Origin of the sequence: Tsukamurella hominis (genome assembly GCF_965137015.1) — a bacterium.
Classification (GTDB): Bacteria; Actinomycetota; Actinomycetes; order Mycobacteriales; family Mycobacteriaceae; genus Tsukamurella; species Tsukamurella hominis.
In genome coordinates, this window is the sequence record NZ_CBCRZG010000003.1 from 305,406 (window position 1) to 331,864 (window position 26,459).

General features: G+C 71.8%; 23 protein-coding genes. 12 read left to right on the forward strand and 11 right to left on the reverse strand.

Features of this window, described 5'->3' with window-relative positions:
- Positions 1–69: 69 nt before the first annotated feature.
- The 3 genes from ACM9LD_RS06215 to ACM9LD_RS06225 are packed head-to-tail and all read right to left on the reverse strand — an operon-like array spanning position 70 to position 3,085.
- Positions 70–897, reverse strand: coding sequence for an ABC transporter ATP-binding protein (locus ACM9LD_RS06215; protein ID WP_415675867.1), 828 nt, complete (start codon positions 895–897; stop codon positions 70–72).
- A complete protein-coding gene (locus tag ACM9LD_RS06220; RefSeq protein WP_415675868.1) occupies positions 894–1,985 on the reverse strand; it encodes a FecCD family ABC transporter permease in 1,092 nt (363 codons plus the stop codon). The genes ACM9LD_RS06215 and ACM9LD_RS06220 overlap by 4 nt, the downstream gene beginning before the upstream one ends.
- Positions 1,982–3,085 carry a FecCD family ABC transporter permease gene (locus ACM9LD_RS06225; RefSeq protein ID WP_415675869.1) on the reverse strand — a complete coding sequence of 368 codons (1,104 nt, stop codon included), beginning with the start codon at positions 3,083–3,085 and terminating at the stop codon, positions 1,982–1,984. Before ACM9LD_RS06225 ends, ACM9LD_RS06220 begins: the two co-directional genes overlap by 4 nt.
- A 43-nt stretch (positions 3,086–3,128) precedes the next feature.
- On the opposite strand from ACM9LD_RS06225, the gene ACM9LD_RS06230 reads away from it, so the two are divergent.
- On the forward strand, positions 3,129–4,055 hold the full coding sequence (locus tag ACM9LD_RS06230) for an ABC transporter substrate-binding protein (protein WP_415675870.1): 927 nt from the start codon (positions 3,129–3,131) through the stop codon (positions 4,053–4,055).
- A 19-nt stretch (positions 4,056–4,074) separates the two neighbouring features.
- On the opposite strand, the gene ACM9LD_RS06235 is transcribed toward ACM9LD_RS06230, so the two are convergent.
- From ACM9LD_RS06235 to ACM9LD_RS06255, 5 genes are all read right to left on the reverse strand, one after another.
- The gene (locus tag ACM9LD_RS06235; protein WP_415675871.1) at positions 4,075–5,634 is read right to left on the reverse strand and encodes an adenylate/guanylate cyclase domain-containing protein; all 1,560 of its coding nucleotides are present in this window, start codon (positions 5,632–5,634) and stop codon (positions 4,075–4,077) included.
- Positions 5,634–6,791 carry an acetate kinase gene (locus ACM9LD_RS06240; RefSeq protein WP_415675872.1) on the reverse strand — a complete coding sequence of 386 codons (1,158 nt, stop codon included), beginning with the start codon at positions 6,789–6,791 and terminating at the stop codon, positions 5,634–5,636. Before ACM9LD_RS06240 ends, ACM9LD_RS06235 begins: the two co-directional genes overlap by 1 nt.
- Complete coding sequence (gene pta / locus ACM9LD_RS06245) at positions 6,788–8,911, reverse strand: phosphate acetyltransferase (RefSeq protein WP_415675873.1); 2,124 nt, start codon at positions 8,909–8,911, stop codon at positions 6,788–6,790. Before pta ends, ACM9LD_RS06240 begins: the two co-directional genes overlap by 4 nt.
- 23 nt (positions 8,912–8,934) lie before the next feature.
- Positions 8,935–9,945 carry a glucose-6-phosphate dehydrogenase (coenzyme-F420) gene (gene fgd, locus ACM9LD_RS06250; RefSeq protein ID WP_415675874.1) on the reverse strand — a complete coding sequence of 337 codons (1,011 nt, stop codon included), beginning with the start codon at positions 9,943–9,945 and terminating at the stop codon, positions 8,935–8,937.
- An 85-nt stretch (positions 9,946–10,030) separates the two neighbouring features.
- Positions 10,031–10,939, reverse strand: coding sequence for a SpoIID/LytB domain-containing protein (locus ACM9LD_RS06255; protein ID WP_415675875.1), 909 nt, complete (start codon positions 10,937–10,939; stop codon positions 10,031–10,033).
- Positions 10,940–11,127: 188 nt separating this feature from the next.
- On the opposite strand from ACM9LD_RS06255, the gene ACM9LD_RS06260 reads away from it, so the two are divergent.
- Positions 11,128–12,996, forward strand: a complete 1,869-nt coding sequence (locus ACM9LD_RS06260; protein ID WP_415675876.1) for an ABC transporter ATP-binding protein — start codon at positions 11,128–11,130, stop codon at positions 12,994–12,996.
- A 19-nt stretch (positions 12,997–13,015) separates the two neighbouring features.
- Here ACM9LD_RS06260 and ACM9LD_RS06265 read toward each other — a convergent pair whose 3' ends face one another.
- Entirely contained in the window at positions 13,016–13,378 is a 363-nt protein-coding gene (locus ACM9LD_RS06265; protein WP_415675877.1) for a VOC family protein, read from the reverse strand.
- Between the two features lies 1 nt (position 13,379).
- Positions 13,380–14,204: a MerR family transcriptional regulator gene (locus ACM9LD_RS06270; RefSeq protein WP_415675878.1), complete on the reverse strand. Its 825-nt coding sequence runs from the start codon at positions 14,202–14,204 to the stop codon at positions 13,380–13,382.
- 66 nt (positions 14,205–14,270) lie between these two features.
- On the opposite strand from ACM9LD_RS06270, the gene ACM9LD_RS06275 reads away from it, so the two are divergent.
- A complete protein-coding gene (locus ACM9LD_RS06275) occupies positions 14,271–14,762 on the forward strand; it encodes a nucleoside deaminase (protein WP_415675879.1) in 492 nt (163 codons plus the stop codon).
- The gene (locus tag ACM9LD_RS06280; protein WP_415675880.1) at positions 14,759–15,493 is read left to right on the forward strand and encodes an ankyrin repeat domain-containing protein; all 735 of its coding nucleotides are present in this window, start codon (positions 14,759–14,761) and stop codon (positions 15,491–15,493) included. Before ACM9LD_RS06275 ends, ACM9LD_RS06280 begins: the two co-directional genes overlap by 4 nt.
- A 9-nt stretch (positions 15,494–15,502) precedes the next feature.
- Here the strand turns inward: ACM9LD_RS06280 and ACM9LD_RS06285 are convergent, their stop codons facing one another.
- On the reverse strand, positions 15,503–16,465 hold the full coding sequence (locus tag ACM9LD_RS06285; protein ID WP_415675881.1) for an alpha/beta hydrolase: 963 nt from the start codon (positions 16,463–16,465) through the stop codon (positions 15,503–15,505).
- A gap of 151 nt (positions 16,466–16,616) precedes the next feature.
- On the opposite strand from ACM9LD_RS06285, the gene ACM9LD_RS06290 reads away from it, so the two are divergent.
- The 8 genes from ACM9LD_RS06290 to ACM9LD_RS06325 all read left to right on the forward strand — a co-directional run bounded on the left by ACM9LD_RS06290 (position 16,617) and on the right by ACM9LD_RS06325 (position 26,407).
- On the forward strand, positions 16,617–20,525 hold the full coding sequence (locus ACM9LD_RS06290) for a Pls/PosA family non-ribosomal peptide synthetase (RefSeq protein WP_415675882.1): 3,909 nt from the start codon (positions 16,617–16,619) through the stop codon (positions 20,523–20,525).
- 175 nt (positions 20,526–20,700) lie between these two features.
- Positions 20,701–21,684 carry a hypothetical protein gene (locus tag ACM9LD_RS06295; RefSeq protein ID WP_415675883.1) on the forward strand — a complete coding sequence of 328 codons (984 nt, stop codon included), beginning with the start codon at positions 20,701–20,703 and terminating at the stop codon, positions 21,682–21,684.
- The gene (locus ACM9LD_RS06300) at positions 21,681–22,085 is read left to right on the forward strand and encodes a GntR family transcriptional regulator (RefSeq protein ID WP_415675884.1); all 405 of its coding nucleotides are present in this window, start codon (positions 21,681–21,683) and stop codon (positions 22,083–22,085) included. The genes ACM9LD_RS06295 and ACM9LD_RS06300 overlap by 4 nt, the downstream gene beginning before the upstream one ends.
- 35 nt (positions 22,086–22,120) lie before the next feature.
- Complete coding sequence (locus ACM9LD_RS06305; protein ID WP_224645312.1) at positions 22,121–22,597, forward strand: GNAT family N-acetyltransferase; 477 nt, start codon at positions 22,121–22,123, stop codon at positions 22,595–22,597.
- Between the two features lie 37 nt (positions 22,598–22,634).
- Positions 22,635–23,999 carry a M1 family metallopeptidase gene (locus tag ACM9LD_RS06310; RefSeq protein WP_415675970.1) on the forward strand — a complete coding sequence of 455 codons (1,365 nt, stop codon included), beginning with the start codon at positions 22,635–22,637 and terminating at the stop codon, positions 23,997–23,999.
- 152 nt (positions 24,000–24,151) lie between these two features.
- A complete protein-coding gene (locus tag ACM9LD_RS06315; protein ID WP_415675885.1) occupies positions 24,152–24,508 on the forward strand; it encodes a YciI family protein in 357 nt (118 codons plus the stop codon).
- 16 nt (positions 24,509–24,524) lie between these two features.
- Complete coding sequence (locus tag ACM9LD_RS06320) at positions 24,525–25,121, forward strand: dihydrofolate reductase family protein (RefSeq protein WP_415675886.1); 597 nt, start codon at positions 24,525–24,527, stop codon at positions 25,119–25,121.
- 23 nt (positions 25,122–25,144) lie between these two features.
- Complete coding sequence (locus ACM9LD_RS06325) at positions 25,145–26,407, forward strand: RNA polymerase sigma factor (RefSeq protein ID WP_415675887.1); 1,263 nt, start codon at positions 25,145–25,147, stop codon at positions 26,405–26,407.
- Positions 26,408–26,459 lie beyond the last annotated feature (52 nt).

Genomic DNA, 26,459 nt, shown 5'->3' on the forward strand with positions numbered 1-26,459 from the left:
AATCGGACATCGATCAGGCGAAGAGTAGACCGCTCACCGTTGCGATCGCAAGACGGGTGGCGTGGGCCTTCAGGCCTCGCCGGTGCGGCGGGTGCCGATCGGCACGATGCACGGCCGGCCGGGGGCGACGGGATCGTCGATCACCGTGGAGTGGAGTCCGAAGGTCTCGCGCAACATCTCCTCGCTGATGACGTCCGCCGGCGCGCCCTGGGCGACCACGGCGCCGTCCTTCATGGCGATGATGTTGTCGCTGTACCGGATGGCGAGGTTCAGGTCGTGCAGCACCATGACGACGGTCCGCCCCTGGCTGCTGAGCTCGTCCACGAGGTCCAGCACGTCGAGGGCGTGCGAGAGGTCGAGGTAGGTGGTGGGCTCGTCGAGGAGCAGCAGGTCGGTGCCCTGGGCGAGGGTCATCGAGATCCAGACCCGCTGCCGCTGGCCGCCGGAGAGGGAGTCGACGGCGCGGTCCGCGAGATCCCGGACGCCGGTCTGCTCGAGGGCGGCGTCGACCACCTCGGCGTCGTCGGAGCTCCACTGCCGCAGCCACGACTGGTGCGGGTGCCGGCCGCGGGCCACGAGGTCGGCGACGGTGAGCCCCTCGGGTGCGAGGGGGCTCTGCGGCAGCAGGCCCATGGTGGTGGCGATCTGCTTCGACTTGAGCTTGGCGATGTCGGTCCCGTCGAGCACCACGTGCCCGGACGAGGGCTTGATCAGCCGGGCCAGGGTGCGCAGCAGCGTCGACTTGCCGCAGCCGTTGGGGCCGATGATCGTGGTGACCACACCGGACGGGATGTCGAGGTCCAGGTCGTCGAGGACCGTCACCTGCCCGTAGCCGGAGGTGACCTTGCGGGCGCCCAGGCGCGACGGTGCCGTCGTCGCGGTTTCTGTTGTGGTCACTTGGCCCCCTTGAGGTTCTGGCGGACGAGGAGATAGACGAGGAACGGGCCGCCCACGGCGGCGGTGATGATGCCCACGGGCAGCGCGACGGAGAACATCGTGCGCGCCGCGAGGTCGGCGCAGGAGAGCAGCGCCGCGCCCATGAGCGCCGACGGGATGAGCGGCGGCGTGGGCAGCCGGGTCAGGCGCATCGCCAGTTGGGGCGAGACGAAGGCGATGAAGCCGATCGGACCGGCGGCGGCGACTGCGGCGGCCGCGAGCAGCACTGAGGCGATGAGCAGGACGGCGCGGTTGAGCCCGAGACGGACGCCGAGGCCCAGCGCCACGTCGTCGCCGAGCTGGACGGCCCGCAGCGGGAAGGCCGCGGCGAGCGCGAGCAGCGCTGCGGGGACGCCGAGGAAGAAGGCGATCTGCACGTCCGACCAGCTCCGACTCTCGAGCGAGCCCACGAGCCAGGTCTGCGCGCGCGCCACGTCACGGATGTCGGCCCGCACCAGCATCCAATCGACGAGCGCGCGCATGAGGAAGGTGATGGCGATGCCGACGAGGATCAGCCGCGTGCCGTCGACCCCGCCGCGCACGGCGAGCAGGTAGACCAGGCCGCCGGTGACGAGACCGCCGGTGACCGCGACGACCGAGAGGCCGTACCCGTTGTTGAGAGTCGCGGCCAAGGTGCCGGTGGAAGTGACCAGGAAGACCGCGGCCACGCCCGCGCCCGCGGTGACGCCCAGGATGTCGGGGCTGGCCAGGGGGTTCCGCGCGATCGACTGGACGATGGCGCCGGACATGCCGAGGGCCGCGCCGACGAGGAGCCCGACGAGGGCGCGCGGCATGCGCAGTTCCATGACGATGAAGTGCGTCGTCGAATCGCCGGTGCCGAGGAGAGCCTGCAGGACCTCGCCGAAGGTCATCGGGAAGGCGCCGAGGCGGATGCTCGCGCAGAAGGCGACGAACGCCACCAGCGCGAGCAGGAGCGTGACGGTGACGGGCCACGGCCGCCACACGAACGAGACGACGTTCCCGAACCGGAGGCCGGGCCGGATCGGCGGCTTCGTCTGCTCGTCGACCGTGTCGAGGGTGGTGCTCATACCTTGACCGCCTTCCGCCACCAGACGAGAGCCACGAAGAAGGGCGCGCCGAAGAGCGCCACGACGATGCCGACCTCGAGTTCGCCGGGCCGGGCGACCACGCGGCCGACGATGTCGGCGGCCAGCAGCAGCCAGGCGCCCATGAGCGCCGAATACGGCAGCAGCCAGCGGTAATCGGGGCCGGTGAAGTAGCGCACGATGTGCGGGACCATGAGCCCGAGGAAGGAGATGCTGCCGCAGGCCGCGGTGGCGCCGCCGACGAGCAGGGTCACGGCGCCGATGCCGACAGCGCGCGCCAGCCCGATGTTCAGGCCCAGGCCCTTCGCCACGTCGTCGCCCATGTTGAGCAGGTTCACCGCCGGGCCGTTCGCCAGGGCGAGGATCAGCCCGACAGCGATGAACGGCACCACCACGAGGATGACGTCGTAGCCGCGGCCGACCACGGCGCCGGCGTTCCAGAACCGGAGGGTGTCGAGCGAGGCGTTGTCGCTGAGCGCGATCGCCGAGGTCATCGAGCTGAGGAACATCGCCACGCCCATGCCCGCGAGCACGAGGGTCAGCGGGGATCCGACGCCCCGGCCCAGGCTGGAGAGCCCGAAGACGAGGATCGCGGTCAGCGCGGTTCCGAGGAAGGCGAACCAGACGTACTGGATCGGCTGGGTGAGGCCGCCGAGGAAGGTCGCGCAGACCACGGCGAAGGCGGCGCCCTGCGTGAGGCCCAGGAAGCCGGGATCGGCGACGGGGTTGCGGGTGTGGCCCTGGATCAGCGCGCCGGCGAGCGCCAGCGCCGCGCCGGCGATGAGCGCCAGCAGGGTGCGGGGCACGCGCAGCGTCTGGATGATGATCGCGGCCTGGTTCAGCTCGGGGTCGGCGGGGTTCGGACCCGTCGTGTACCGGTGCCACAGGCCGTCCCACACCAGTGAGGGCGCGAGGCTGCGGGAGCCGATCGCGAGCGAGGCGATCACGGTCACCACCAGCAGCACGAGCAGCAGCACCAGCCCGAACAGGCGGCGCTTGCGCCGGGCGGCGCCGGAGGTCGCCTCCGGCCGTGCGGGCGGGGTGCCCCCGGCGGGGGCCTCCTCAGTCGCAGATAGGGTCACAACCGTAATGATAGGCTGCCCTTCATTCCAAGGAAGGGGCGGTATGCGTCTGGTCTCGGCAGTGCTCGCGGTTCTCCTCTCGTTCGCCCTCGCGGCGTGCGGGTCGGCCTCCGATTCGAGCTCGACGAGCGAGGCACCCGCCACGCCCCAGCGGGTGGCCTCGCTGGGCCTGGGCGACGTGGACACGCTCCTCGCGCTCGGCGTGGTGCCCGTGATCGTCGCGCCGTGGGCGCAGGACGCCAAGGAGCCCGTCGGCGAGTGGGCGAAGCCGCTGCTGCAGGGGAGGAACCCGCAGATGCTGCTGGGCACCGGCACCGAAATGGACACCAAGGCCATCGAGACCCTCGCCGCCTCGAAGCCCGACGTGATCGTCGCCGTGAACTCCGGTTTCGACGACGCCACCTTCTCCCGCCTCGAGGCGATCGCGCCCGTGATCCGGCGGCCCGCGCAGTTCGCAGCCTGGGGCGTGCCCTGGGAGGATCAGGTCCGCGCCATCGCCGGCGGGGTCGGCCGCGCCGCGCAGGGCGACGCGCTGGTCACCAAGACGCAGGAGACGATCCGCCGCACCCAGGAGCAGCACCCGCAGTACCGGGGCAAGACGGCGGCCACCGTCCTGCCCAAGTCCGACGGGGGCTTCTACGCCTACGCCACCACCGACGGCCGCGGCCAGGTGCTCACGATGCTCGGCTTCACGCTGCCCGAGGCGGTGTCCTCGCTGATCCCCGCCGGGAAGTTCTTCGCCGAGATCCCCGCGGAGCGCGTGGATGTGCTGAACCTCGACGCGCTGGTCTACCTGGACTACGGCACCAAGGTCGCCGAGGACACCGCCTTCCGCTCGCTCGCCGTGAGCCGCGAGAACCGGGTCACCACCATTGACCGCACCATCGGGAACGCCATGTCGATGCCGAACCCGGTGACCATCGAGTGGGTGCTGCAGCAGCTGCCGCCGCGGCTCCCGGCCTTCGCCTGACCGCCGCCGCCGGGCCGGTTCAGCGCTTGGCGACGTACATCCGGGTCTCCTGGGTACGACCCCGCAGCACGTCGATGGGGCCGGGACGCCACCGCGCGCACTCCCCCGGGTCGGCGGTCTCGACCGCCGGGGCTGAGGCCCACGGCACCGTCGGGTCCGCTTTGGCGTAGGTCGAGAGCCGGGCGGCCTCGTTGACCGGGTCGCCGATCACGGTGTACTCGAACCGGTCCGCCGCGCCGACGTACCCGGCCACGACGACGCCGAAAGTCACGCCGCAGCCGGCCCGGACCTCCGGCACCTCGAGGGCGAGACGCCGCATCATCGCCCGCGATGCCGAGAGCGCGGCGCCGGCGGGGTCGGTCAGTGGGGCGGGCGCACCGAAGATCGCGAGCACCGCGTCGCCCTCGAACTTGTTGACCAGTCCGCCGCGGCTGTTCACCTCGGCGACGACGACGCCGCAGAACCGGTTGAGGATCTGGACGACCTCGGCGGCGGGCCGCTCGGCGGCCAGCGCCGTGGATCCGACGAGGTCGATGAAGATCACCGCGACGGTCTGCTCGACGCCGCCCAGTTCGGGTTCGCTCTCGATGGTGGCGCGGGCGACCTGCTCGCCGACCTGCCGGGCGTAGAGGTCCCGCACCCGCTCCCGCTCGCGGAGCCCCGCGGCCATGGCGTTGAAGCCCGATTGCAGATCCCCCAGGGAGGTGCCGTCGTAGACCACGACCTCCGTGTCGTACCGGCCCTCGGACACCCGGCGCATGCCGGTGGTCACGCTCTTGACCGGGGCGGAGACACGCGAGGAGGAGAGCAGGTTGAAGGTCATGCCGGAGAAGAAGCCGCCCGCGGCGAGGGCGCACATGCTCACGGCGATGCCCGGTACGGTGGCCGCCGGCTCGAACATCGCGAACAACGCCACCGTGATGACGCCGAGGAAGGGCAGCCCGGACCCCAGTAGCCACAGCCGCAGCGAGCGGCCCTGCAGGCTCTGGTGCCGCGGCTCGGGCCGGGTGACCTGCAGCGCGATCGCCGTGACGGGGCGCAGGCTGAACTCCGTCAGGACCCGCACCACGCCGGAGGTCATCAGCCCGGCACCGAGCACGACGAGCGAGACCTTGGGCACCAGGTCCGGGTCGACCCTGCCGTACAGCCAGCCGAACAGGATCGCGGCGCACAGCCAGGCGATCATCTCGAACCAGTAGAGCCGGCGCGGCAGGGCCAGGGCGTCGGAGGCCTCCTGTTGCGTCGGCGGATCGTCGCCGCCGGTCCACCGCAGCGAGCGATAGACCAGCCAGAAGGTGTAGAGGTGGCCCACGACCAGGCCCGCCGCGATGTACGACGGCACCGCCACGGTGTTGACGGTGTGCAGCTCGGGCCGCTGCACGGAGGGCTCGGGGATGCCCACCACGATCAGCATGGCCGCGAACCCGCCGCCGAGAAGCGTCGCGACGGAGGTGCTGGCGGCGATCAGCGCGACGGTGCGGGTCCTGCGCTGGCGGGCGCCGTCGGTGCGGGTGCCGAGGAGCGGCGAGCCGTAGTCGGCCCCGTCGCCCTCGATCCCCACCGCGCGCCCGAGGGGCATCAGAGTGCCGCTGCTTCGCGGGCGATCGCGAGTTCCTCGTTGGTCGGGATCACGAGCACGGCCACGGGTGCCTCGTCCGGCGAGATCCGGGCGGGCTCGGTGATACGGCCGGCGTTGCGCGCGGGATCGACGACGATGCCGAACCGCTCCAGCCCCGCGAGGGCGTCGGCGCGGACCTGCGCGGCGTTCTCGCCGACCCCGGCGGTGAAGGTGATGGCGTCGGCCCCGCCGAGGTCGACGAGGTAGGCGCCGATGTACCGGCGGAGGCGGTGGATGTACACGTCGTAGGCGAGTTTCGCGTGCTCGTCACCCTGCTCGATGAGGGTGCCCAGCGCGCGGAAGTCGTTCTCCCCGGCGAGGCCCTTGAGCCCCGAGCGGCGGTTGAGCAGGTCGTCGATCTCGTCGATGCTCATGCCGATATTGCGCCCGAGGTGCAGCACCAGGCCCGGGTCGACGTCGCCGCTGCGGGTGCCCATGACGAGGCCCTCGAGCGGGGTCAGGCCCATCGACGTGTCGACGGCGCGGCCGCCGCGGACGGCCGAGGCGGAGGCGCCGTTGCCCAGGTGCAGCACGATCTGGTCCACCTCGGCGTTCGGGCGTCCCAGGAACGCCGCGGCCTGCTGCGAGACGTACTCGTGCGAGGTGCCGTGGAATCCGTAGCGGCGCAACGCGTGCTCGGCCGCGAGCTCGCGGTCGATCGCGTAGGTGGCCGCCGCGGGCGGGAGGTCGTAGAAGAAGGCGGTGTCGAAGACCGCGACCTGCTTCACCCCGGGCAGCAACTCCCGCGCCACCTCGATGCCCTGCGCGTTCGCCGGGTTGTGCAGCGGCGCCAGCGAACTGAGCCGGCGGATCTCGGCGAGCACGTGGTCGTCGATGAGCGTGGGCGAGTGGAACGAGCGGCCGCCGTGCACCACCCGGTGGCCGACGGCGGCGATGCCCGCCGGGGAACCGGCACCGTCGGCGAGGTCGAGCCCGCGCGCGGCGAACTCCTCGAAGACCTGCCTGAGCGCGGCCTTGTGGTCCGGCACCTCGGTCTCGCCGATTCGCTCGACGATGCCGCCGTGCACCACCTCGCCCGTCTCCGGGTGCAGCAGTTGGTACTTCAGCGACGACGAGCCGGAGTTGAGGACCAGGACGGTTCCCGCGACGGCGCTCATGCCCGCCCCTCTCCCGCGGCGCGCTCCGCCGCGAAGGCCTGCGCCTGGATCGCGGTGATGGCGACGGTGTTGACGATGTCCTCGACCAGCGCGCCGCGCGAGAGGTCGTTGATCGGGGCGTTGAGCCCCTGCAGCACGGGGCCGATCGCGATGGCGCCGGCGGAGCGCTGCACGGCTTTGTAGGTGTTGTTGCCCGTGTTGAGGTCGGGGAAGACCAGCACCGTCGCCTTGCCCGCCACGGCGGAGTCGGGCATCTTCGATGCCGCGACTCCGGGGTCGACGGCCGCGTCGTACTGGATGGGGCCCTCCACCAACAGTTCCGGGGCGCGCTCGCGGACGAAGGCGGTGGCGGCGCGCACCTTGTCGACGTCGGCGCCGGTGCCGGACTCGCCCGTCGAGTAGGACAACATCGCGACCCGCGGGTCAATCCCGAACTGGGCGGCGGTCTGCGCCGAGGAGATCGCGATGTCGGCCAGCTGCGTCTCCGTCGGATCGGGCACCACGGCGCAGTCGCCGTAGGCGAGCACCTTGTCCGCCAGGCACATCAGGAAGATCGAGGACACCGTCGAGACGCCCGGCTTGGTCTTGATGATCTCGAAGGACGGCCGGATGGTGTGCGCGGTCGTGTGCGCGGCGCCGGAGACCATGCCGTCGGCCATGCCGAGGTGCACCATCATCGTGCCGAAGTAGCTGACGTCCACCACTGTCTCGGCGGCGCGCTCGAGGGTCATGCCCTTGTGCTTGCGCAGCTCGTAGTAGGCCTGTGCGAACTTGTCGACGAGGTCGGTCGCGCGTTTGGGGTCGATCACGTCGGTGTTCCCGAGATCGACGCCCAGCTCGGCGGCGCGGGCCCGCACGCGGGACTCCTGGCCGAGGATGGTCAGGTCGGCCACCTCGCGCTGCAGCAGCCGGCCGGCGGCGCGCAGGATGCGGTCGTCGCCGCCTTCGGGCAGCACGATCCGCTTGCGGTCGGCGCGGGCCCGGGCGATGAGGCTGTACTCGAACATCTGCGGGGTCACGACGCCCGGGTTGGAGACCTGCAGGGCCTCCAGCAGCGCGTCGGAGACCACGTACTTCTCGGTGAGCGCGATCGCGAGGTCCACCTTGCGCTCGGAGCCGGGGCCGACGCGGCCGCGGGTCGTCGCCGCGAGCCGGGCGGTCTCGTACGTGCCGTGCTCGACGGAGATGATCGGCACGTTGGGCTTGAGGCCGTCGACCAAAGCCGCGGTCATCGGGTGCGGCATGTACCCGCCGTTGAGGATGATTCCGGCGAGCGACGGGAAGCCGTTGGCCCGGTGGGCGGTCACCATGGCCAGCAGTACCTCCGACCGGTCGCCCGCGGCGACCACGGCGACGCCCTCGGTGATCCGCTCCAGGCTGTGCTCGGCGGTCATGCCCGCGACCAGAACGGACATCGCCTCACGGGACAGGAGTTCCGGGTCTCCCCAGAGCAGCCTGCCGCCCATGGCCTCCATCAGCTCCCCCATGGTGGGCGCGGTGAGAACGGGCTCCTCGGGGAGCACCCAGACGGGCAGGCCGGTGTCGGCCTTGAGGGCCTCGCACACCGCCTCGAGCTGCTGGGGCGCACAGCGGTTCGCGATGATCGACGCGGTGTGGGCGTGGTTCGCCTTGATCTCCGCCATCGACTGCTCGGCGACCGCGACCACCTGCTCGGGCGTCCGGTCGAGCGCCTTGACCGCGAGCAGGATCGACGCACCCAGGTTGGCGGCGATCCGCGCGTTGAAGGACAGTTCCGTCGGCGTGGTCACGTCCGTGTAGTCGGAGCCGAGGACCAGTACGAAGTCGCACTTGTCGGCGACGGCGTGGAACCGGCTCACGATCTCGGCGATCGCGGCGTCCGGATCCTCGTGGACCTGCTCGTAGCTGACGCCGACGCACTCCTCGTAGTCGAGGTCCGCCGTGGCCTGCTCGATGAGCAGCTCGAGGATGTAGTCGCGCTGCTCGCCCGTGGAACGCGGGATCGGCCGGAACACACCGATCGTCCACCCCGTCGACGTGAGGAGGTTCATCGCGCCGAGCGCGATGGTGGACTTACCCGTGTCCCCCTCGGGGGAGGCGATGTAGATGCTGGTCGTCTTCGGTGCTCGATCCGCGGCCATGGATTTACTATCGCAGCCGCGGCTCAGCCGAGCGAACGCAGGCGGGGCTCGAGATCGCGCTGGAAGTTCTCCAGGAACCGGCGCTGATCGTGGCCCGGGGCGTGGAAGACGAGGTGGTTGAGCCCGGCGTCCACGTACTGCTTGACGGCGGCGACCGCCTCGTCGGGATCGGAGGCGACGATCCAGCGCTTGGCGACCTGTTCGATCGGCAGCTCGTCGGCGAGGCGCTCCATCTCGGCGCTCGAGTTCACCGAGTGCTTCTGCTCGGCGGTGAGCGAGAGCGGCGCCCAGAAGCGCGTGTTCTCCAGCGCCAGTTCGGGATCCGGGTCGTAGCTGATCTTGATCTCGATCATCTTGTCGAGCGCGTCGAAGTCGCGGCCGGCGAGATCCGAGCCCTCCTTCGCGGCGGGGATGAGCTTGTCGGTGTAGAGCTCCATGCCCTTGCCGGAGGTGCAGATCATGCCGTCGCCCACCCGGCCCGCGTACTTGGCCACGACCGGGCCGCCGGCGGCGATGTACACCGGCACCGGCTTCTCAGGGATGTCGAAGAGGACGGCGTCCTTGGTGTGGTAGTAGTCGCCCTCGAAGTTCGTGATCTCACCGGACCACAGCTCGCGCATGAGCCGCACGGACTCCCGGAGGCGCGCGAAGCGCTCCTTGAACTCGGGCCACTCGCCCTGGAAACCGGTGGCGTACTCGTTGAGCGCCTCGCCCGTGCCGGCGCCGAGGAAGATGCGGTCCGGGTACATGCACGCCATGCTCGCGAAGGCCTGCGCGATGACCGCGGGGTTGTAGCGGAAGGTGGGCGTCATGACCGACGTGCCGATCTTGACACGCTCGGTGCGCTCGCCGACGGCGGCCATCCAGGCGAGGGAGAACGGGGCGTGGCCGCCGTTCACGCGCCAGGGCTGGAAGTGATCGCTCACCGCGACCGAGTCCATGCCCGCGGCCTCCGCCGCGACCGCGATCTCCACCAACTCGCGGGGCCCGAACTGCTCCGCCGATGCCTTGTACCCCAGCTGCAACTTCGCCATGTGACTCACACTACTGCGTCCGATCGGAGCCCGTGACGGTGCGCGTCGGCCTGGGAGTTCGCCGACGGTGACGGCGTTCGAGCGCCTACCGGGCGGCAGGGTCGTCGGCGCGGGAGGCGCCGTACTCGGTCTCGAAGACGCGGCCGTCCTTCGCCATCACCAGGCCGTAGGTGCTGACGATCACGGCGTCGGTGCGCGGGTCCTCCTTGTCGACGCCGCCGTACACCTGGGATGCCTGCGTGTCGTCGAAGGTCTCGCCCCGCTCGGCACCGCGGACGAGCACGTACGAGCGCGCCGCGATCGCCTGCGCCTGCAGCGCGGCGACGCCGCCCTGGTCGGCCCAGCCGGGCGAGTTCTCGACGGGGACCACACTGCGCACGTAGTCCTCGATGCCGACCACGTTGAGCACGGCGCCGTCGCGGGCGACGAGCCGCCCGCGGTACCGGGCGTTGTCGCTGCAGAACCGCAGCACCTGGTCGGCGGCGATGCCCTGATCGGCGGTGAGCGGGCTGATCGTGCGGTCGGCGGCCTCGACGGTGCCGAGCACCTGCCCGCCGCAGCCCTGCCGGATCGTCGCGGTGGTCCCGTCGATGCTGACGGCCTGGCCGGGCGCGACCTGCTTGCCCCCGACGAGGGCGCCGGCGGGCGCGAGCACGTCGACGCGGTTGCGCTCACTGAGGCGGACGGTGACGGGGAGGCCGGTGTGGACGGTGCCCAGCGTGGTGCCGGGGTAGTAGAAGGCGAGGATCCGCTGCGCGTCCCACCCCTGCTTGGCGTACGTGAGCGCGCCGAGCTGGCTCATGCCGCGGCCGTGCCCGCCGGAGGCTCCGGGAGCGACATCGCCCGGGGCGTCGACGAGCGTCGCCTCGGGCAACGCGCCCGTCCCCGCGAGAACTCCGCCGATGGCCAGGACGGGTACCGCCACGAGGAGCGCGGCGCGGGCGGCACGGCTGCGCCGCGATCGCCGCGGGCCGCCGTCGATCCACACGGGCATCCTCGAGTCTCCTTCAGTCGTCGGCCACGAGCCCATGGGGCTGACGTGACTGTTGTGACTACTGAGACTCAAGTAAAGATCGAGGGTTGTCAAGCGCTGGGCGTCATCGGCGCGCCCGCCGACACCGCTCTTCGCCCACGGCGAACGGACTGGACATCAACGTAACTTGAGGTCCTAGGCTTCAATGCATGAGCATGGAATCGGTCGCGTGGAGCACGCTGTATCAGACCAATCGGTCGCTCGACGCACCGTCGCGCCGCCCGAGCGAGACGATGCGCCGCATGGGCCCGTTCGCCCGGCCGCACCGCTGGCGGCTCGCCGCGTTCCTGCTGCTCTCGGTCTTCTCCGCGCTGCTCGCGGTCGCCACTCCCCTCCTCGCGGGGAAGGTCGTCGACCGGATCGTCGGCGGCGGCCCGACGAGCACCGTCGTTCAGATCGCGCTGCTCATCGCCGCCATCGCGATCGTGGGCGCCGGGGTGGACCTGCTGTCCCGCTGGTTCTCCTCCCGCATCGGCGAGGGCTTGATCTACCAGCTGCGCACCGCGGTCTTCGACCACGTCCAGACGATGCCAGTGGCCTTCTTCACCCGCACCCGCACGGGCGCGCTGGTCAGCCGCCTCAACAACGACGTGCTCGGCGCGCAGCGCGCGTTCTCCGACACCCTCGCGGGCGTGGTGACCAACGTCGTGACGCTGGCACTCACGCTGGGCGTGATGCTCAGCATCTCGTGGCAGATCACGCTGCTCGCGCTGGTGCTGCTGCCGGTCTTCATCATCCCGTCCCGCACCATGGGCCGGAAGATCGCCGCGATGTCGCGCCGCGCGGCCCGGCACAACGCGTCGATGAGCGACCAGATGACCGAGCGCTTCTCCGCGCCCGGCGCCACCCTCGTGAAGCTGTACGGCCGGCCGGAGATCGAATCGCACGAGTTCGCCTGGCGCGCCGGGGCGGTCCGCGACATCGGTGTGCGCACCGCGATGGCGCGTATGACCTTCGTGACCATGCTGACGCTGGTGAGCTCGCTCGCGCTGGCGCTGGTCTACGGCCTCGGCGGCTTCTACGCGATCCGCGGCGACCTGCAGGCCGGCGCCGTCGTCGCCCTGGCGCTGCTGCTGACCCGCCTGTACGTGCCGCTCACCGCGCTCGCCAACGCCCGGGTCGAGGTGATGACCGCGCTGGTCTCCTTCGAGCGGGTCTTCGAGGTGCTGGACCTGGAGCCGATGGTGCGCGACGCCCCCGACGCGCGCGACGTCGAGAAGGGCCCCACCGAGCTGCGGTTCGACGGCGTCGACTTCGCCTACCCCTCGGCGGAGAAGGTCTCCCTGGCTTCGCTGGAGGAGGTCGCGCAGCTCGACACCCGCGGCGGCGAGACCGTGCTGCACGGGATCGAGTTCACGGCGGCTCCGGGCTCGATGGTCGCGCTGGTCGGCAGCTCCGGCGCGGGCAAGTCGACGATCGCGCAGCTCGCCACCCGCCTGTACGACCCGGACGCGGGCGCGATCACGCTGAACGGCGTCGACCTGCGCGACATCACCGCCCGGAGCCTGCACTCCGCCGTCGGCCTGGTGACGCAGGACGGGCATCTCTTCCACGACACCAACCACGCGAACCTGCTGCTCGCGAACCCGGACGCGACCGAGGCCGACGTCCGGGGCGCGCTGCGGCGCGCCCGCCTCGAGGACCTCGTCGAGCACCTGCCGGACGGCCTGGACACCGTCGTCGGCGAGCGCGGCTACCGCCTGTCGGGCGGCGAGCGCCAGCGGCTCACCATCGCCCGCCTCCTGCTCGCGCAGCCCTCGGTCGTCATCCTCGACGAGGCCACGGCCCACCTGGATTCGACGTCCGAGGCCGCCGTGCAGGCCGCCCTCGGCGAGGCCCTGGCGGACCGCACCTCGCTCGTGATCGCGCACCGTCTCTCGACGATCCGCGCGGCGGACCAGATCCTGGTGCTGGAGGCCGGCCGCATCGTCGAGCGCGGGACGCACGAGACGCTGCTCGCGCGCGGCGGCCGGTACGCCGAGCTCTACCGCACGCAGTTCGCCGACCAGGCGGCCTGAGGCGGGGCCTCGGCGGGGCTCAGTGCCCGCCGGCGTAGGCGATGCAGAACTCGTTGCCCTCGGGGTCCTGCAGCACGGTCCACTGGATGCCCCACTCGTCGTGCTCGCGCACCGTCGTCGCGCCGAGCGCCTCGACGCGCGCGACCTCGGCGGCGCGGTCGTCCGCCACGAGGTCCAGGTGCAGGCGGTTCTTCGCGGTCTTGCCCTCGGGCACCGCGAGGAACATCATCCGCGGCAGAGCGGGATTCGCGTAGCCGATGGTGCGCATGTAGGGGTTGCCGTCGTTCTCGTCGACGGGCACGCCGAGCGCCTGCGACCAGAACGCCGCCTGCCCGGCTACGTCGGCGCAGTCGAGGTTGATCATCTGCAGCGTGAGGGTCATGTCAGTTCTCCTTCGTCGCGGCGGCCTCGACAGGCCACCAGATCTCGGTGCGCAGGTCCGCGGGATCCGCGGCGGCGCAGGGGTCCACGAGGTAGCGCTCGATGATCGGCCCGCGCGCGTCGGTCGCGTTGCGGGCCACCCACGCGCCGAGCTGGCCGTAGGTCTCGTCGAACGTCGAGTACGAGCCGTGGTGCACGGCGACGGCGCACAGCGCTCGGCCCAGCCGCCGGTTGCGCACCCGCCCGGTCACGGCGCCGGGGCCGGAGACGGGGATCAGCGCGGCGACCTGCTCGACCTCGGCGACCTGCGCCGGGTATTCGGCGAGCGAGGGGCCGGTCACCGTCAGGCCCGATGCCGCGGCGCACGCCTCGAGCTCGGAGTAGGCGGCGTCGAGGAACTCGGGGAGGCGCGCGTGCTCGACGGCGCCCGCGATCTCCAGCACGTCGATCGCCTCGAACTCGCGCAGGTGGGTCGGCGTGTGCGCGACCGGGGCCGTCGCATCCTGCAGCGCGACGATGGCCCGCTCCAGATCGGCGCGACGCTCGCGCAACGTCGCCTCGTGCTCGGCGAGGATCGCGCGGGTCACGTCGGGGTCGCGCGCCTCCAGCACCCGCGCGACGGCCGCGAGCGGCACGTCGAGGTCGCGGAGCCGGGTGAGTACCGCGGCGTCGTGCACCTGCGCCGCGTCGTAGTGCCGGTAGCCCGTCGCGGGGTCGATCGCGGCGGGCACCAGCACGCCCTGCTCGTGGTAGCGCCGCAACTGCTTGACGGAGAGCAGGGTTGCGCGCGAGAACATCCCGATCGACATCAGGCCCGGTGTGGTCACGGGTCGAGTATGGGGTCTCCCCCCGAGGGGAGGGTCAAGTCCGGCGCGGCGGGCTACGGTCGAGCGATGACCGTCACCGCGCCCACCGCCGCCGATCTGCCGTACCTGCGCCGCTGCGTCGACCTCGCCCGCACCGCTCTCGACGACGCCGACGAGCCCTTCGGCTCGCTCCTCGTCCACGAGGGCGCGATCGTCTTCGAGGACCGCAACCGGGTGTCGGGCGGCGACGCGACGCGGCACCCCGAGTTCGAGATCGCCCGCTGGGCGGCCGTACACCTCACCCCTGCGGAGCGCGCCGCGGCCGTGACCTACACGTCGGGCGAGCACTGCGCGATGTGCAGCGCCGCGCACGCCTGGGTCGGGCTGGGTCGCATCGTCTACGCCGGGAGCACGGAGCAGCTGGTCGCCTGGCACGCGGAATGGGGCGTCGCCCCGTCCCCCGTCGCGCCGCTGCCGATCCACGCCGTCGCGCCGACGGTGCCCGTCTCCGGCCCGGAGCCCTCCCTCGCCGACGAGCTGCGCACCCTGCACGCCCGCGCGGCGGGCGTCGACGCGTGAAGCGCCTCGCCGCGGTCGGTACCGCGATCCTGCTCGCCGGTTGCTCGGTCGAACAGCTCCCGCCGGCTCCCGCGAGCACGTCGGCGGCGCCGTCGGTCCCGGCAGCCTCCCCGTCGTCGACGGTGCGCCCGGCGCCGACGCCGGAGGCGACCCGGGCACTGGTCCGTGCCGTCACCGACGGTGACCTCGCGGCGACCCGCGCCGGCATCGCCGACGGCGCCGATCTGGAGGTCCGCATCACCCGGGCCCGGACGGCGGTGGTGGCGGCGACGAAGGCCGGGCACACGCAGATCGCGCTGGCCCTGCTCGACGCGGGCGCGGACCCGAACGCCCAGGACGACATCCAGGACTCCGCGTACCTCTACGCGGGCGCCGAGGGCATGACGGAGATCCTCGCGTCGACCCTGCGGCACGGCGCCGACGTGCGCAGCCTCAACCGCTACCGCGGGACGGCGCTGATTCCAGCGTGCGAGCACGGGCACGTCGAGAACGTGAAGCTGCTCATCGCCGCCGGGGTCGACGTGGACCACGTCAACAACTCGGGCTGGACCTGCCTACTGGAGGCCGTGATCCTGGGCAACGGCGACGCGAATCACGTGGAGACGGTCCGCCTGGTCCTCGACGCGGGCGCACGGCCCGATCTCGCGGACCGGCAGGGCGTCACCGCGCGACAGCACGCCGTCGCGCGCGGGCAGACCGCCGTCGTCGCGGAGTTCGACCGGCGCCGCTGAAGGACGCCGTCAGGCCGCTTCGCTGCGGGGCGCCTCCGCCTCGGTCAGGCGCTCGGAGAGGAAGGCGACCGCCGTCTTGTACGCGGCCCAGGACTCGGGCGTCAGGCCCGCGCTGACGACGAAGGCGTGCACCTGGCCGTCGTAGAGGTGCACCTCGTTCTCGACGCCGGCGCGGTCGAGCGCGGCGTGCAGCTCCAGCGAATCCAGCTCGAGCGCCTCCCGGCTCGCGGCGAACAGGATGCTCGGCGGGAAGTACCGGGCCGTCGCGTCGGTGGTCATGTCCTCCGGACCGCGCAGGTCCTCCGGGCCGCGGCCCAGCACCGTCCGCAGCTTGCGGATCTTCCCGAGCGGCAGCATCGCGTCGTGCCGCGAGGAGCGCGGCAGCCCGGCGCTGATGTCGAGGAACGGGGAGAAGCCGGCGAAGGCCGTCGGCCCCTGGATCCCGGCCTCGGCGGCGTACTGGATCACCTTGGCGCACACGAAGCCGCCGGCGGAGTCGCCCGCCACGAGGATCCGGTCGAAGTCGCCCGAGTCCAGTAGCTCGCGGTACGCGGCGAAACCGTCGGCGACGGAGGTCCCCACGCCGCCGTCGGGGTACTGCCGGTACTCGACGTTGTAGACGGGCACGCGCAGGCCGCGGGCCAGCAGCACCGCGATGCGGCGGTGGGTGTCGAGGTTGCAGCCGATGAAGGCGCCGCCGTGGTAGTAGACGAGCGCCGCGCGGGGGTGCGGGTCGGCGTCACCGTCGGGGATGATGCGCTCGGTCGGCACACCACCGAGGGTGATCTTCTCGATCCGGACGCCGCGCACCGACTGCGGCACCCGGCTGAGGTACGGCTCCGCGGCGCGCAGGATCGGCAGAGTCCGGTCACTCATCGGGAAGACGCGGAAGACGGTCTTCATCACGATCCGGACGAACCACAGCACGATCAGGGCGCGCGCACTGCGGCCACGATGGGCGATGACGGCCATGTCGAGCACTCCTTGTTACTGGCCAGTAATCTATGCCTCCAGGATAGCCCCGCCGGTCGATGCGGCGACATCCGCGTGACCTGACACAATCAACCCGAAGTTCTGTGTTCTCTGTCGTGCCCGTCTGCATAACCGGAGGAAGTCGGCCATCGTGGTCCCGAACGAGATCCCCCCGCAGTACCTGCTGTCCGCCCAGGCGCCCGAGCCGCGGACCCTGATCGACATCCTCCGCGCGACCGTCGACGCGTACCCCGAGGTCCCCGCCATCGACGACGGCGACGTGGTCCTCACCTACTCCGAGCTGTGGGAGGAGGTGCTCGAGGGCGCCGACTTCCTCGGCCGCAGCGGCGTGCAGGCCGGCGACCGCGTCGGCATCCGCATGCCGTCGGGGCACCGCTCGCTCTACGTCGCGATCCTCTCGACGCTGGCCGCGGGCGCGGCGTACGTGCCCGTCGACGCCGACGACCCGCAGGAGCGGGCCGACCTCGTCTTCGGCGAGGCGCACGCCGCCGCGATCTTCACCGGCGACGGGCTGTGGCGGGCACCGTCGACCAAGGAGCGGGCGGCCGCGATCGAGGCCGGCACCGTCGAGCCCGGCAACCGCCTGCCCGTGCCCTACGACGACTCCTGGATCATCTTCACCTCCGGATCCACCGGCACCCCGAAGGGCGTGGCCGTCACGCACCGTAACTCCGCGGCGTTCGTCGACGCCGAGGCGCGCCTGTTCCTGCAGGACGAGCCGCTGCGCCCCGGGGACCGCGTGCTCGCCGGCCTGTCGGTCGCCTTCGACGCCTCCTGCGAGGAGATGTGGCTCGCCTGGCGCCACGGCGCCTGCCTGGTGCCCGCCCCGCGCTCGCTGGTGCGGTCCGGCATGGACCTCGGGCCCTGGCTGGTCTCGCGCGACATCTCCGTGGTGTCGACGGTGCCGACCCTGGCCGCAATGTGGCCGGCCGAGGCTCTCGAGGCCGTGCGCCTGCTGATCTTCGGCGGCGAGGCCTGCCCGCCCGAGCTGGCGCAGCGGCTCGCCGTCGACGGCCGCGAGGTGTGGAACACCTACGGGCCCACCGAGGCCACCGTCGTCGCGTGCGCCGCACCGCTCGACGGCAAGGGCCCCGTCCGGATCGGGCTTCCGCTGCAGGGCTGGGACCTCGCGGTCGTGGACCCCGCCACGTCGCTGCCCGTCGCGGTCGGCGAGTCCGGCGAGCTGGTGATCGGCGGCGTGGGCCTGGCCCGCTACCTCGACCCGGCCAAGGACGCCGAGAAGTACGCGCCCATGGAGACGCTCGGCTGGGAACGCGCCTACCGCTCCGGCGACCTCGTCCGCCTCGAGCCCGAGGGCCTGCTCTTCGAGGGCCGCGCCGACGACCAGGTCAAGGTCGGCGGCCGCCGCATCGAGCTCGGCGAGGTCGACAACGCCCTGCAGAACCTGCCCGGCGTCTCCGGCGCGGCCGCGGCCGTGCGGAAGAACTCGGCCGGCACGTCGATGCTCGTCGGCTACCTCGCCTCCACCGACCCCGATTTCGACCTCAAGGCCGCCCGCGAGCTGCTCGCCGAGCAGCTGCCGGCCGCGCTGGTCCCGCGGCTCGCGCTGATGGACGAGTTGCCGACGCGCACGTCGGGCAAGGTCGACCGGAACGCGCTCCCGTGGCCGCTGCCGGGTTCCGACGACGCCGACACCGGCGATCTCGAGGGCACCGCGGCCTGGGTCGCCGAGCGCTGGTCCGGCATCCTCGGCGCGTCGATCACCAGCGAGGACGCCGACTTCTTCGCCGAGGGCGGCGGCTCGCTCAGCGCGGCCCAGCTGGTCACGGCGCTGCGCGAGCAGTACCCGTCGGTCACCGTCGCCGATCTCTACGACCACCCGCGCCTCGGATCGCTCGCCGCGTACCTCGATTCGCTGCGGCCGGCCGAGGTCGCCGAGCCGCGCGAGGTGCGGCCCACGCCGCGCTCGACGGGCGTCGCGCAGATTCTGCTGTCGGTGCCACTCACCACTCTCACGGGCCTGCAGTGGCTCACCTGGATGGCGATCGCGAACAACGTCTTCGCCTGGGCCACCGGCTCGACGCTGCTGCCCACGCTGAACTGGTGGGTCGTCCTCGCGCTGTTCCTGGTGTTCATCACCCCGATCGGGCGCATGGCGCTCTCGGTGATCGCGTGCCGCCTGCTGCTGGGCGGGCTGAAGCCCGGCGTCTACCGTCGCGGCGGCCCCGAACACCTGCGGCTGTGGATCGCCGAGCGGTTCACCGCGGCGTCGGGCGCCGAGAACCTCTCCGGCGCACCGTGGATGATCTACTACGCCCGCGCCCTCGGCGCCACCATCGGCCGTGGTGTCGACCTGCACGCGCTGCCCCCGGTCACGGGCATGCTCGAGCTGGGCGACCACGCCTCCGTGGAGCCCGAGGTCGATCTAGCCGGCCACTACCTCGACGGCGACGAGCTGCACATCGGCGCGATCAGCATCGGCGAGGAGGCCTCGATCGGGGCGCGCTCCACGCTGCTGCCCGGCGCGAAGGTCGGCAAGCGCGCCGAGGTCGGCCCCGGCTCCGCCGTGTTCGGCAAGGTCAAGGCGAAGCAGCACTGGGCCGGCTCGCCCGCCGAGAAGATCGGCAAGGCCGAGCACCCGTGGCCCGCGGAGCATCCGCCGCGCAAGCCCTACTGGGTGTTCGTGTACGGCGTCAGCTCGGTGCTCCTGGCCGGCCTGCCGATGGTCGCGATCGGAGCGGGGCTCGCCCTCCTCGGGTGGATCGTCCGCGACGACTCCAACCTCAAGGAGGCGGCGCTGCACGCCCTTCCGGGCCTGCCCGTCGCGGTGATCGTCTCGCTCACCGTGTACGCGCTCCTCACCCTCATCGCCGTCCGGCTGCTCGCGATCGGCCTCAAGCCGGGCTACCACGCCGTGCGCAGCCGCGTCGGCTGGCAGGTGTGGGCCACCGAGCGGCTCATGGACGCCGCCCGCACCTTCCTCTTCCCGCTGTACGCCTCGCTCCTGACCCCCATCTGGTTCCGCATGCTGGGCACCAAGGTGGGCAAGGACGCCGAGATCTCCACCGCCATGGTCATCCCCAAGTTCACGACGATCGGCGAGGGCTCCTTCCTCGCCGACGACACCATGGTCGGCAGCTACGAGCTCGGCGGCGGCTGGATGCGCATCGACGAGGCGAAGATCGGCAAGCGCGCCTTCCTCGGCAACTCGGGGATGACGGGGCCCGGCCGCCGCGTCCCGAAGGACGGCCTCGTGGCCGTGCTGAGCGCCACCCCGTCGAAGGCGAAGAGCGGCAGCTCCTGGCTCGGCTCTCCCCCGGTCCGCCTGCGCCGCACCGCCGGCAACACGGACTCGACGTTCACCTACAACCCGTCGTTCGCGCTGCGCGTCGCACGCGGCTCGGTCGAGACGGCGCGCCTGCTGGCCGTCTTCGTCAGCTTCGGCCTGGGCCTGGCGACGCTGGTCGCGCTGAACTACTTCGTGATCAACGTCGGATGGTGGCTCGCGGCGCTGCTGTCGGGCGTCACGCTGCTCGTCGCCGGCGCGATCGCCTGCTGCGTCGCCGCGGCCGCGAAGTGGTTGGTGGTCGGGCGGATCGGCCGCGAGGAGCACCCGCTGTGGTCCTCGTTCGTGTGGCGCAACGAGCTCTCCGACGCCTTCGTCGAGTGCGTCGCCGCGCCGTGGTTCGCGCACGCCGCCACCGGCACCCCGATCCTCAACCTGTGGCTGCGGATGCTGGGCGCGAAGATCGGCCGCGGCGTCTGGTGCGAGACCTACTGGCTGCCCGAAGCCGACCTCGTCACCCTCGGCGACGCCGCCACCGTCTCGCGCGGCTGCGTCGTCCAGACGCACCTCTTCCACGACCGGATCATGGCGATGGACACCGTGGTGCTCGGCAAGGGCGCCACCCTGGGCCCGCACTGCGTCGCACTTCCGGCGTCGTCCGTGGGAGACGGTGCCACCGTCGGCCCGGCGTCGCTGGTCATGCGCGGCGACTCGGTGCCCGCCAACACCAAGTGGCAGGGCAACCCCATCTCGCCGTGGGTGTTCAACGAGGGCAAGCGCAAGCGCGACTGACCCGACGGTCCGCCGACCCGCTGAGAACTCCGCTCGCCCCGCACGTCCGCGGGGCGAGCGGAGTTCTCTACTGTGGGCGGCCGCCGCTGCCGCGATCATGACTTGAACCAGTCGATTGACACAAGATCGAGAAGCGATCTAGTCTTGTGCCAGTCCACTGACACAAGGAGTTCGGATGCTGATTCTTCCGTTCATCGGCCTCACGGTCGTCGCGACGATCGTGACCATCACCTACGTCATCACCCGCACCCTGACACCGGACGACTCCGCGCCGCAGTCGGAGAGCTACCGTGCCTACCGGGCGACGATGCGCTCCCGGCTGAAGGCCGCCTTCCTCGTTCCCGTGGCGGCCGCGGTCGTGGCGACGATCTACGGGATCATCGCCCAGGCACTCGATCCGACCAACCCCTACCCCACCTACCGGCCCGTGAGCGTGGTCCTCGGTCTGCTCTGGTGGCCCGGCATCTTCCTGTTCCCGTTGTTGGCGATGCTGCTCACCGAGAAGACGACCCGCCCGTCGGGCCCTCGGGTCGCGACGCTCGCGCCGCGCGGCGTCCGCGAGCTGTTCCCGCGCTGGCTCCTCGTCGCGTTCGGCTCCGCCTTCGCGACCGCCGCGCTCGCGCCGTTGATCCTGTTCTCCCCGCTCGGCGCCGATCGCACCCTGCGCAGCGCGAGCAACCCTCCCGCGCAGGAGTACTCGGTGGATCCGTCGGACATCTGGATCTCCTACGGCACGTTCCTCGTCGCGGCCGTCCTCGCCCTCTCCGTGATCCTCGCCGCCGCCCGTCGACCGGACATCGACCCGCTCACCGGTAGCGACAGCTGGGGGCGCAGCGGCACCTCGGTCCGCGCCCTGTGCCTGCTCTACATCCCGGCCGTCTTCGTGATCATCGACGCCCTCGAGATTCCCCGCAACGCGGCGATGTCCTACGTCGATCACGTGCGCGCCGGCGGCGAGGCGGTCGAAGGATGGCCCGCGTGGTTGAACTCGACGACCGTCCCGTACGTCACCGACGGCATCAGCGCCCTGCTGATGCTCGGCATCGTCGTCGCGCTGGTGATCTTCGCCCGTCCGCCGGTGCCGCGCGCCCTTGCCACGGCCGCGGCCCCGGTCGCCGCCCCGCTGAACGACTCCGGCGACGAGGCCACCGCACGGTGACGGCACCCCGCATCGGCGTCGACGAGTCGGACCCCACCCCGGCGTTCGAGCAGATCCGGCGGCAGATCACCGGGCACATCGCCGCGGGCGCGCTGCCGGTCGGGGCGAAGCTGCCGCCGCTGCGCCAGCTGGCACGCGACCTGGGCATCGCGGTCGGCACCGCAGCGCACGCGTACCGGGAGCTCGAGGCGACCGGCCTCATCGAGAGCCGCCGGGGCGGCGGCACCCGCGTGATCGCGCTGCCCTCGCCCGACGCGGCGCCGCCCTACGACGCCGAGGCCCTCCGCGCGGCCGCGGCGCGGTTCGCCGAGGCGGCGCGGGGGCTCGACGCGCCACCGCAGGCCGCCCTCGATGCCGTCATCGCCGCATTCCGGACCGGGAACGCCGATCACTCCCACTAGGGTTGGCACCGACACCCCCCGACGAAAGGTCACCCGTGAGCGACGGGCTCGAGATCACCCCGTTCCAGCCGAGCGACGTGGCGGAACTGCTCGTCCTGCAGCGCTGCTGCTGGGTGCAGGAGGCGATCGCGAACGACAGCCTCGAGATCCCGCCGCTGACCGAGACCCACGACGACATCCTGCAGTGGACCTCACAGTGGGCCACCTTCGTGATGCGGCTCGACGGCCGACTGATCGGCGCCGTCCGCGGCCGAGCGGAGCCGAACCACCGCTGGCACATCGGGCGGATCATGGTGGCGCCGGACCTGGCGGGCCGCGGCCTCGGCACTGAGCTCATCGCCCTCATGGAGTCCCTCGCCCCGCAGGGCACCGAGGAGTTCATCATGTTCACCGGCGCGGGGAGCGCGCGCAACATCCGGACGTACGAGCGCGCAGGCTACGTCGTCTCCGATCCCGAACCCGCGCCGCACGGCGGCGTCGCGACGGTGACGCTGCGTAAACCGGTAAGGTGATCACCCGACCCCTGAGCGAGAAGGAAGTGGATCCGTGGTGCGCAAGTCGGCCAGGCCGAAGCTCGTCGCAGCACCGAATCCGCAGCACGCGCGCGCGGTGGACCCGTACATCCCCGGCCACGGCAATCCCGGCTACCGGGTCTCGCGGTACGACCTCGAGCTGACGTACAAGGTCGAGAGCAACCGCCTCGACGGCAAGGCGGAGATCACCGCGACGACGAACGAGCCGCTCAAGCGCTTCGCGATCGACCTCTCCGACGCGCTGACCGCCTCCAAGATCGCGATCAACGGCCGCCGTCCGCAGCGGTACTCGCAGCGGGGCGGCAAGCTGGAGCTCACCCTCGCGAACGAGGTCCCCGCCGGCGCGGCGATGACGATCTCCATCCGGTACGCGGGCACGCCGAAGCCGATCCGCTCGACGTGGGGCGAGGTCGGCTGGGAGGAGCTGTCCGAGGGCGTCATCGTCGCCTCGCAGCCGAGCGGCGCACCGTCGTGGTTCCCGTGCGACGACCATCCCGCCTCGAAGGCCTCCTACCGCATCGCGATCACCACCGATTCGCCGTACCGCGTCGTCTCCAACGGCCGGCTCGTCTCCCGCAAGGTCTCGGCCGCGCACACCACCTGGGTCTACGAGCAGGCGGCGCCGATGGCCTCGTACCTCGCCACGATCCAGATCGGCAGCTACGACCTGCTCAAGGTCGCGGAGAAGCCGGTGCCGATCCGGGCCGCCGTCCCCGCGCGCCTCACGTCGGACTTCCAACGCAGCTTCGGGAACCAGGAGCGCATCATGCGCGCCTTCACCCGCTGGTTCGGCCCGTACCCGTTCCCCGAGTACACCGTGGTCGTCACCGACGACACGCTGGAGATCCCCGTCGAGGCCCAGACCGTCTCGATCTTCGGGGCCAACCATTGCGACGGGACGCGGCACGCCGAGCGGCTCGTCGCGCACGAGCTGGCGCACCAGTGGTTCGGCAACTCGCTGACGCTGACCCGCTGGAAGGACATCTGGCTGCACGAGGGCTTCGCCTGCTACTCCGAGTGGCTGTGGGCGCAGGAGTGCGGCGAGGCGACCACCCAGCAGATGGCGGCGCGCTATTACGCCAAGCTCGCGGGCTCGCGGACCGACATCGTCGTCGGCGACCCGGGCCCGGACCTGATGTTCGACGACCGCGTCTACAAGCGCGGCGCGCTGACGGTGCACGCGCTGCGAGTCGCGCTCGGCGACCCCGCGTTCTTCACGATGCTCCACGAGTGGACGTCCGAGTTCGCCCACCAGTCGGTGACGACCGAGGACCTGATCACCCTCGCGGCGAAGCACAGCCCGGAGCCGCTGCGCAACCTCTGGCGCACCTGGTTGTACGAGACGGCGCTGCCGCCGCTCCCCGTGCTCACCGCGCTCTGACCCGATCCCGCCCGCCCGGGCGCGCGGCGGCGGAAACTTTCTGTGGGGACGATGTCGAAACGGGGTCGTCCCGTTCGACGCCTGTACGAGACACGCTCACCACCACAGAAGAAGGACTGATCGATATGCCTCGTTTCATGGGATTCGTACGGATGGCCGAAGGACCCGAGGTCGGCGCGCCGCCCAAGGCGCTCTTCGACGCGATGGACGTCTACATCGGCGAGCAGGCCGCGAAGGGCCACTTCCTCGACGGCGGTGGCCTCTACGGCTCGGAGGACGCCATCAACTTCGTCGTCCGCAAGGGCGAGATCACGCGGGTCGACGGCCCGTACGCCGAGTCGAAGGAGATCGTCGGCGGCTGGTCGCTGCTGCAGTACGACACCGTCGAGGAGGCGATCGTCGCGTCGGAGGAGTTCGCGCAGCTGCACGCCACCCACTGGCCCGAGCTGAACATGGTCTCCACGCTCCGCCAGATCGCCGACGAGCCGCCCACCCCGGCGGACGACTGACACCCGGGGTCGCGCGATGGGCATCGTTTTCAGCGACCTCTCGGTGTCGGCCGACGGGTTCGCCACCGGCCTGCACCAGAGCGAGGAGTCCCCGTTCGGCGACATCGACGAGACCTGGCTGCACGGGTGGATGTTCGACGACTCCGGCGACAATCGGGCCGAGGTCGAGGCGATCACGGCGTCCGGCGCGACCATCATGGGCCGCAACATGTTCGGGCCGGTCCGGGGCGAATGGGACAGGGAGTGGCGGGGCTGGTGGGGCCCGAACCCGCCGTACCACAACCCCGTCTTCGTCCTGACCCGTTTCCCGCGCGCGCCGATCGAGATGGAGGGCGGGACCACCTTCCACTTCGTCACCGACGGTGCCGGGCGAGCCCTGGAGCTCGCCCGGGCCGCGGCCGGCGATCGGGACGTCTCCGTCGCGGGCGGCCCCGGCACGGTCAACCAGTTCCTCACCGCCGGTCTGCTGGACGAATTGCGACTGCACGTGACACCCTGCGTCCTCGGCGCGGGCGTCCGGGTCTTCGACGGGGTTCCGGCGCAGCGACTCGACCGTGTCTCGGTGCGCGCGACCCCGCTGGTCACGCACATCGTCTACCGGCCCCGTCGCTGACGGGAGGCGATACGCTGGCGCTCGTGCCAGCCGGGACCACCGCCGAAGCGATCACCGCCACCTGGCGGGCCGAATCCACGCGCCTCGTCGGCGCGCTCACCCGCATGACCCGCAGCATCCAGCTCGCGGAGGACCTCGCGCAGGACGCGTTGGTCGCCGCGCTGGAGCAGTGGCCGGAGACGGGTGTTCCCACCAACCCGGCCGCGTGGCTCATGACCACCGCGAAGCGCCGCGGCGTCGACTCGATCCGCCGCGCCGAGAACCTGCGCCGCAAGACCGAGGAGATCGGTCGCGGCCTGCGGGAGGACGACGGTATGCCCGACCTCGACGCGCAGGTCGACTTCATCGAGGACGACGCGCTGCGCCTGATCTTCCTGTCCTGCCACCCGGCCCTCACCCCCGAATCGCGGGCGGCGCTGACCCTCCGCGTGGTCGGCGGGCTCACCACCGGCGAGATCGCGCGCGGCTTCCTGGTACCGGAAAAGACCATGGGGCAGCGCATCTCCCGCGCGAAGAAGACGCTCACCACCGCCCGCGCGGAGTTCGAACTACCCGTCGGCGAGGAGCGCACCCGCCGCCTCGACGACGTCATGGCCGTGATCTACCTGATCTTCACCGAGGGCTACTCCGCCGCCGCCGGCGACGACTGGATGCGCCCCGACCTCGCCCGCGAGGGCATCCGGCTGGCCCGCATGCTCGCCGAACTCGCGCCCGACGAGCCCGAGGCCCACGGCCTGCAGGCGCTCGTCGAGCTGCAGGGCTCCCGCATCGACGCCCGCACCGACGCCGACGGCGCCCCGGTCCTCCTGGACGACCAGGACCGGGAGCGCTGGGACCGGCTCCTAATCCGACGGGGCCTGACCGCCCTGCGCCAGGCCGAGGAACTCGCCGCCCGCGGGATCCCGGTGGGCCGCTACTACCTGCAGGCCGCGATCGCCGCGCAGCACGCCCGCGCAGCGACGCCCGCCGGCACCGACTGGCCGCGGATCGCCCGCCTGTACGACGCGCTGGCGCAGGCGGCACCCGGTCCGGTGGTGGAGGTCAATCGCGCTGTGGCGCACGGCCGGGCGTTCGGCGCCGAAGCGGGCCTGGCGGTGCTCGACGCCGTTGATCCGGCCGCCCTCGGCGACGCGCCGCTCGTGCCGAGCGTCCGGGGCGACCTGCTGGAGCGCGCCGGACGGCGCGTGGAGGCGGCGGCGCACTTCGACGAGGCCGCGCGCCGCACCCGCAACGAAGGCGAACGCACGCTCCTTCAGGGACGGGCCGCGGCGAACCGCACCCGGTGAACCGTCGACACCGCCGCGCGGCGGCACGCCGAGTGCGGGCCGCGACGGCCGT

Excerpts from the sequence above, each read along its gene's own strand:
- ACM9LD_RS06220 (WP_415675868.1), bottom strand. The coding sequence starts at position 1,985 with ATGAGCACCACCCTCGACACGGTCGACGAGCAGACGAAGCCGCCGATC.
- ACM9LD_RS06230 (WP_415675870.1), top strand. The coding sequence starts at position 3,129 with ATGCGTCTGGTCTCGGCAGTGCTCGCGGTTCTCCTCTCGTTCGCCCTC.
- ACM9LD_RS06235 (WP_415675871.1), bottom strand. The coding sequence starts at position 5,634 with ATGCCCCTCGGGCGCGCGGTGGGGATCGAGGGCGACGGGGCCGACTAC.
- ACM9LD_RS06240 (WP_415675872.1), bottom strand. The coding sequence starts at position 6,791 with ATGAGCGCCGTCGCGGGAACCGTCCTGGTCCTCAACTCCGGCTCGTCG.
- pta (WP_415675873.1), bottom strand. The coding sequence starts at position 8,911 with ATGGCCGCGGATCGAGCACCGAAGACGACCAGCATCTACATCGCCTCC.
- fgd (WP_415675874.1), bottom strand. The coding sequence starts at position 9,945 with ATGGCGAAGTTGCAGCTGGGGTACAAGGCATCGGCGGAGCAGTTCGGG.
- ACM9LD_RS06255 (WP_415675875.1), bottom strand. The coding sequence starts at position 10,939 with ATGCCCGTGTGGATCGACGGCGGCCCGCGGCGATCGCGGCGCAGCCGT.
- ACM9LD_RS06260 (WP_415675876.1), top strand. The coding sequence starts at position 11,128 with ATGAGCATGGAATCGGTCGCGTGGAGCACGCTGTATCAGACCAATCGG.
- ACM9LD_RS06265 (WP_415675877.1), bottom strand. The coding sequence starts at position 13,378 with ATGACCCTCACGCTGCAGATGATCAACCTCGACTGCGCCGACGTAGCC.
- ACM9LD_RS06275 (WP_415675879.1), top strand. The coding sequence starts at position 14,271 with ATGACCGTCACCGCGCCCACCGCCGCCGATCTGCCGTACCTGCGCCGC.
- ACM9LD_RS06285 (WP_415675881.1), bottom strand. The coding sequence starts at position 16,465 with ATGGCCGTCATCGCCCATCGTGGCCGCAGTGCGCGCGCCCTGATCGTG.
- ACM9LD_RS06295 (WP_415675883.1), top strand. The coding sequence starts at position 20,701 with ATGCTGATTCTTCCGTTCATCGGCCTCACGGTCGTCGCGACGATCGTG.
- ACM9LD_RS06315 (WP_415675885.1), top strand. The coding sequence starts at position 24,152 with ATGGCCGAAGGACCCGAGGTCGGCGCGCCGCCCAAGGCGCTCTTCGAC.
- ACM9LD_RS06320 (WP_415675886.1), top strand. The coding sequence starts at position 24,525 with ATGGGCATCGTTTTCAGCGACCTCTCGGTGTCGGCCGACGGGTTCGCC.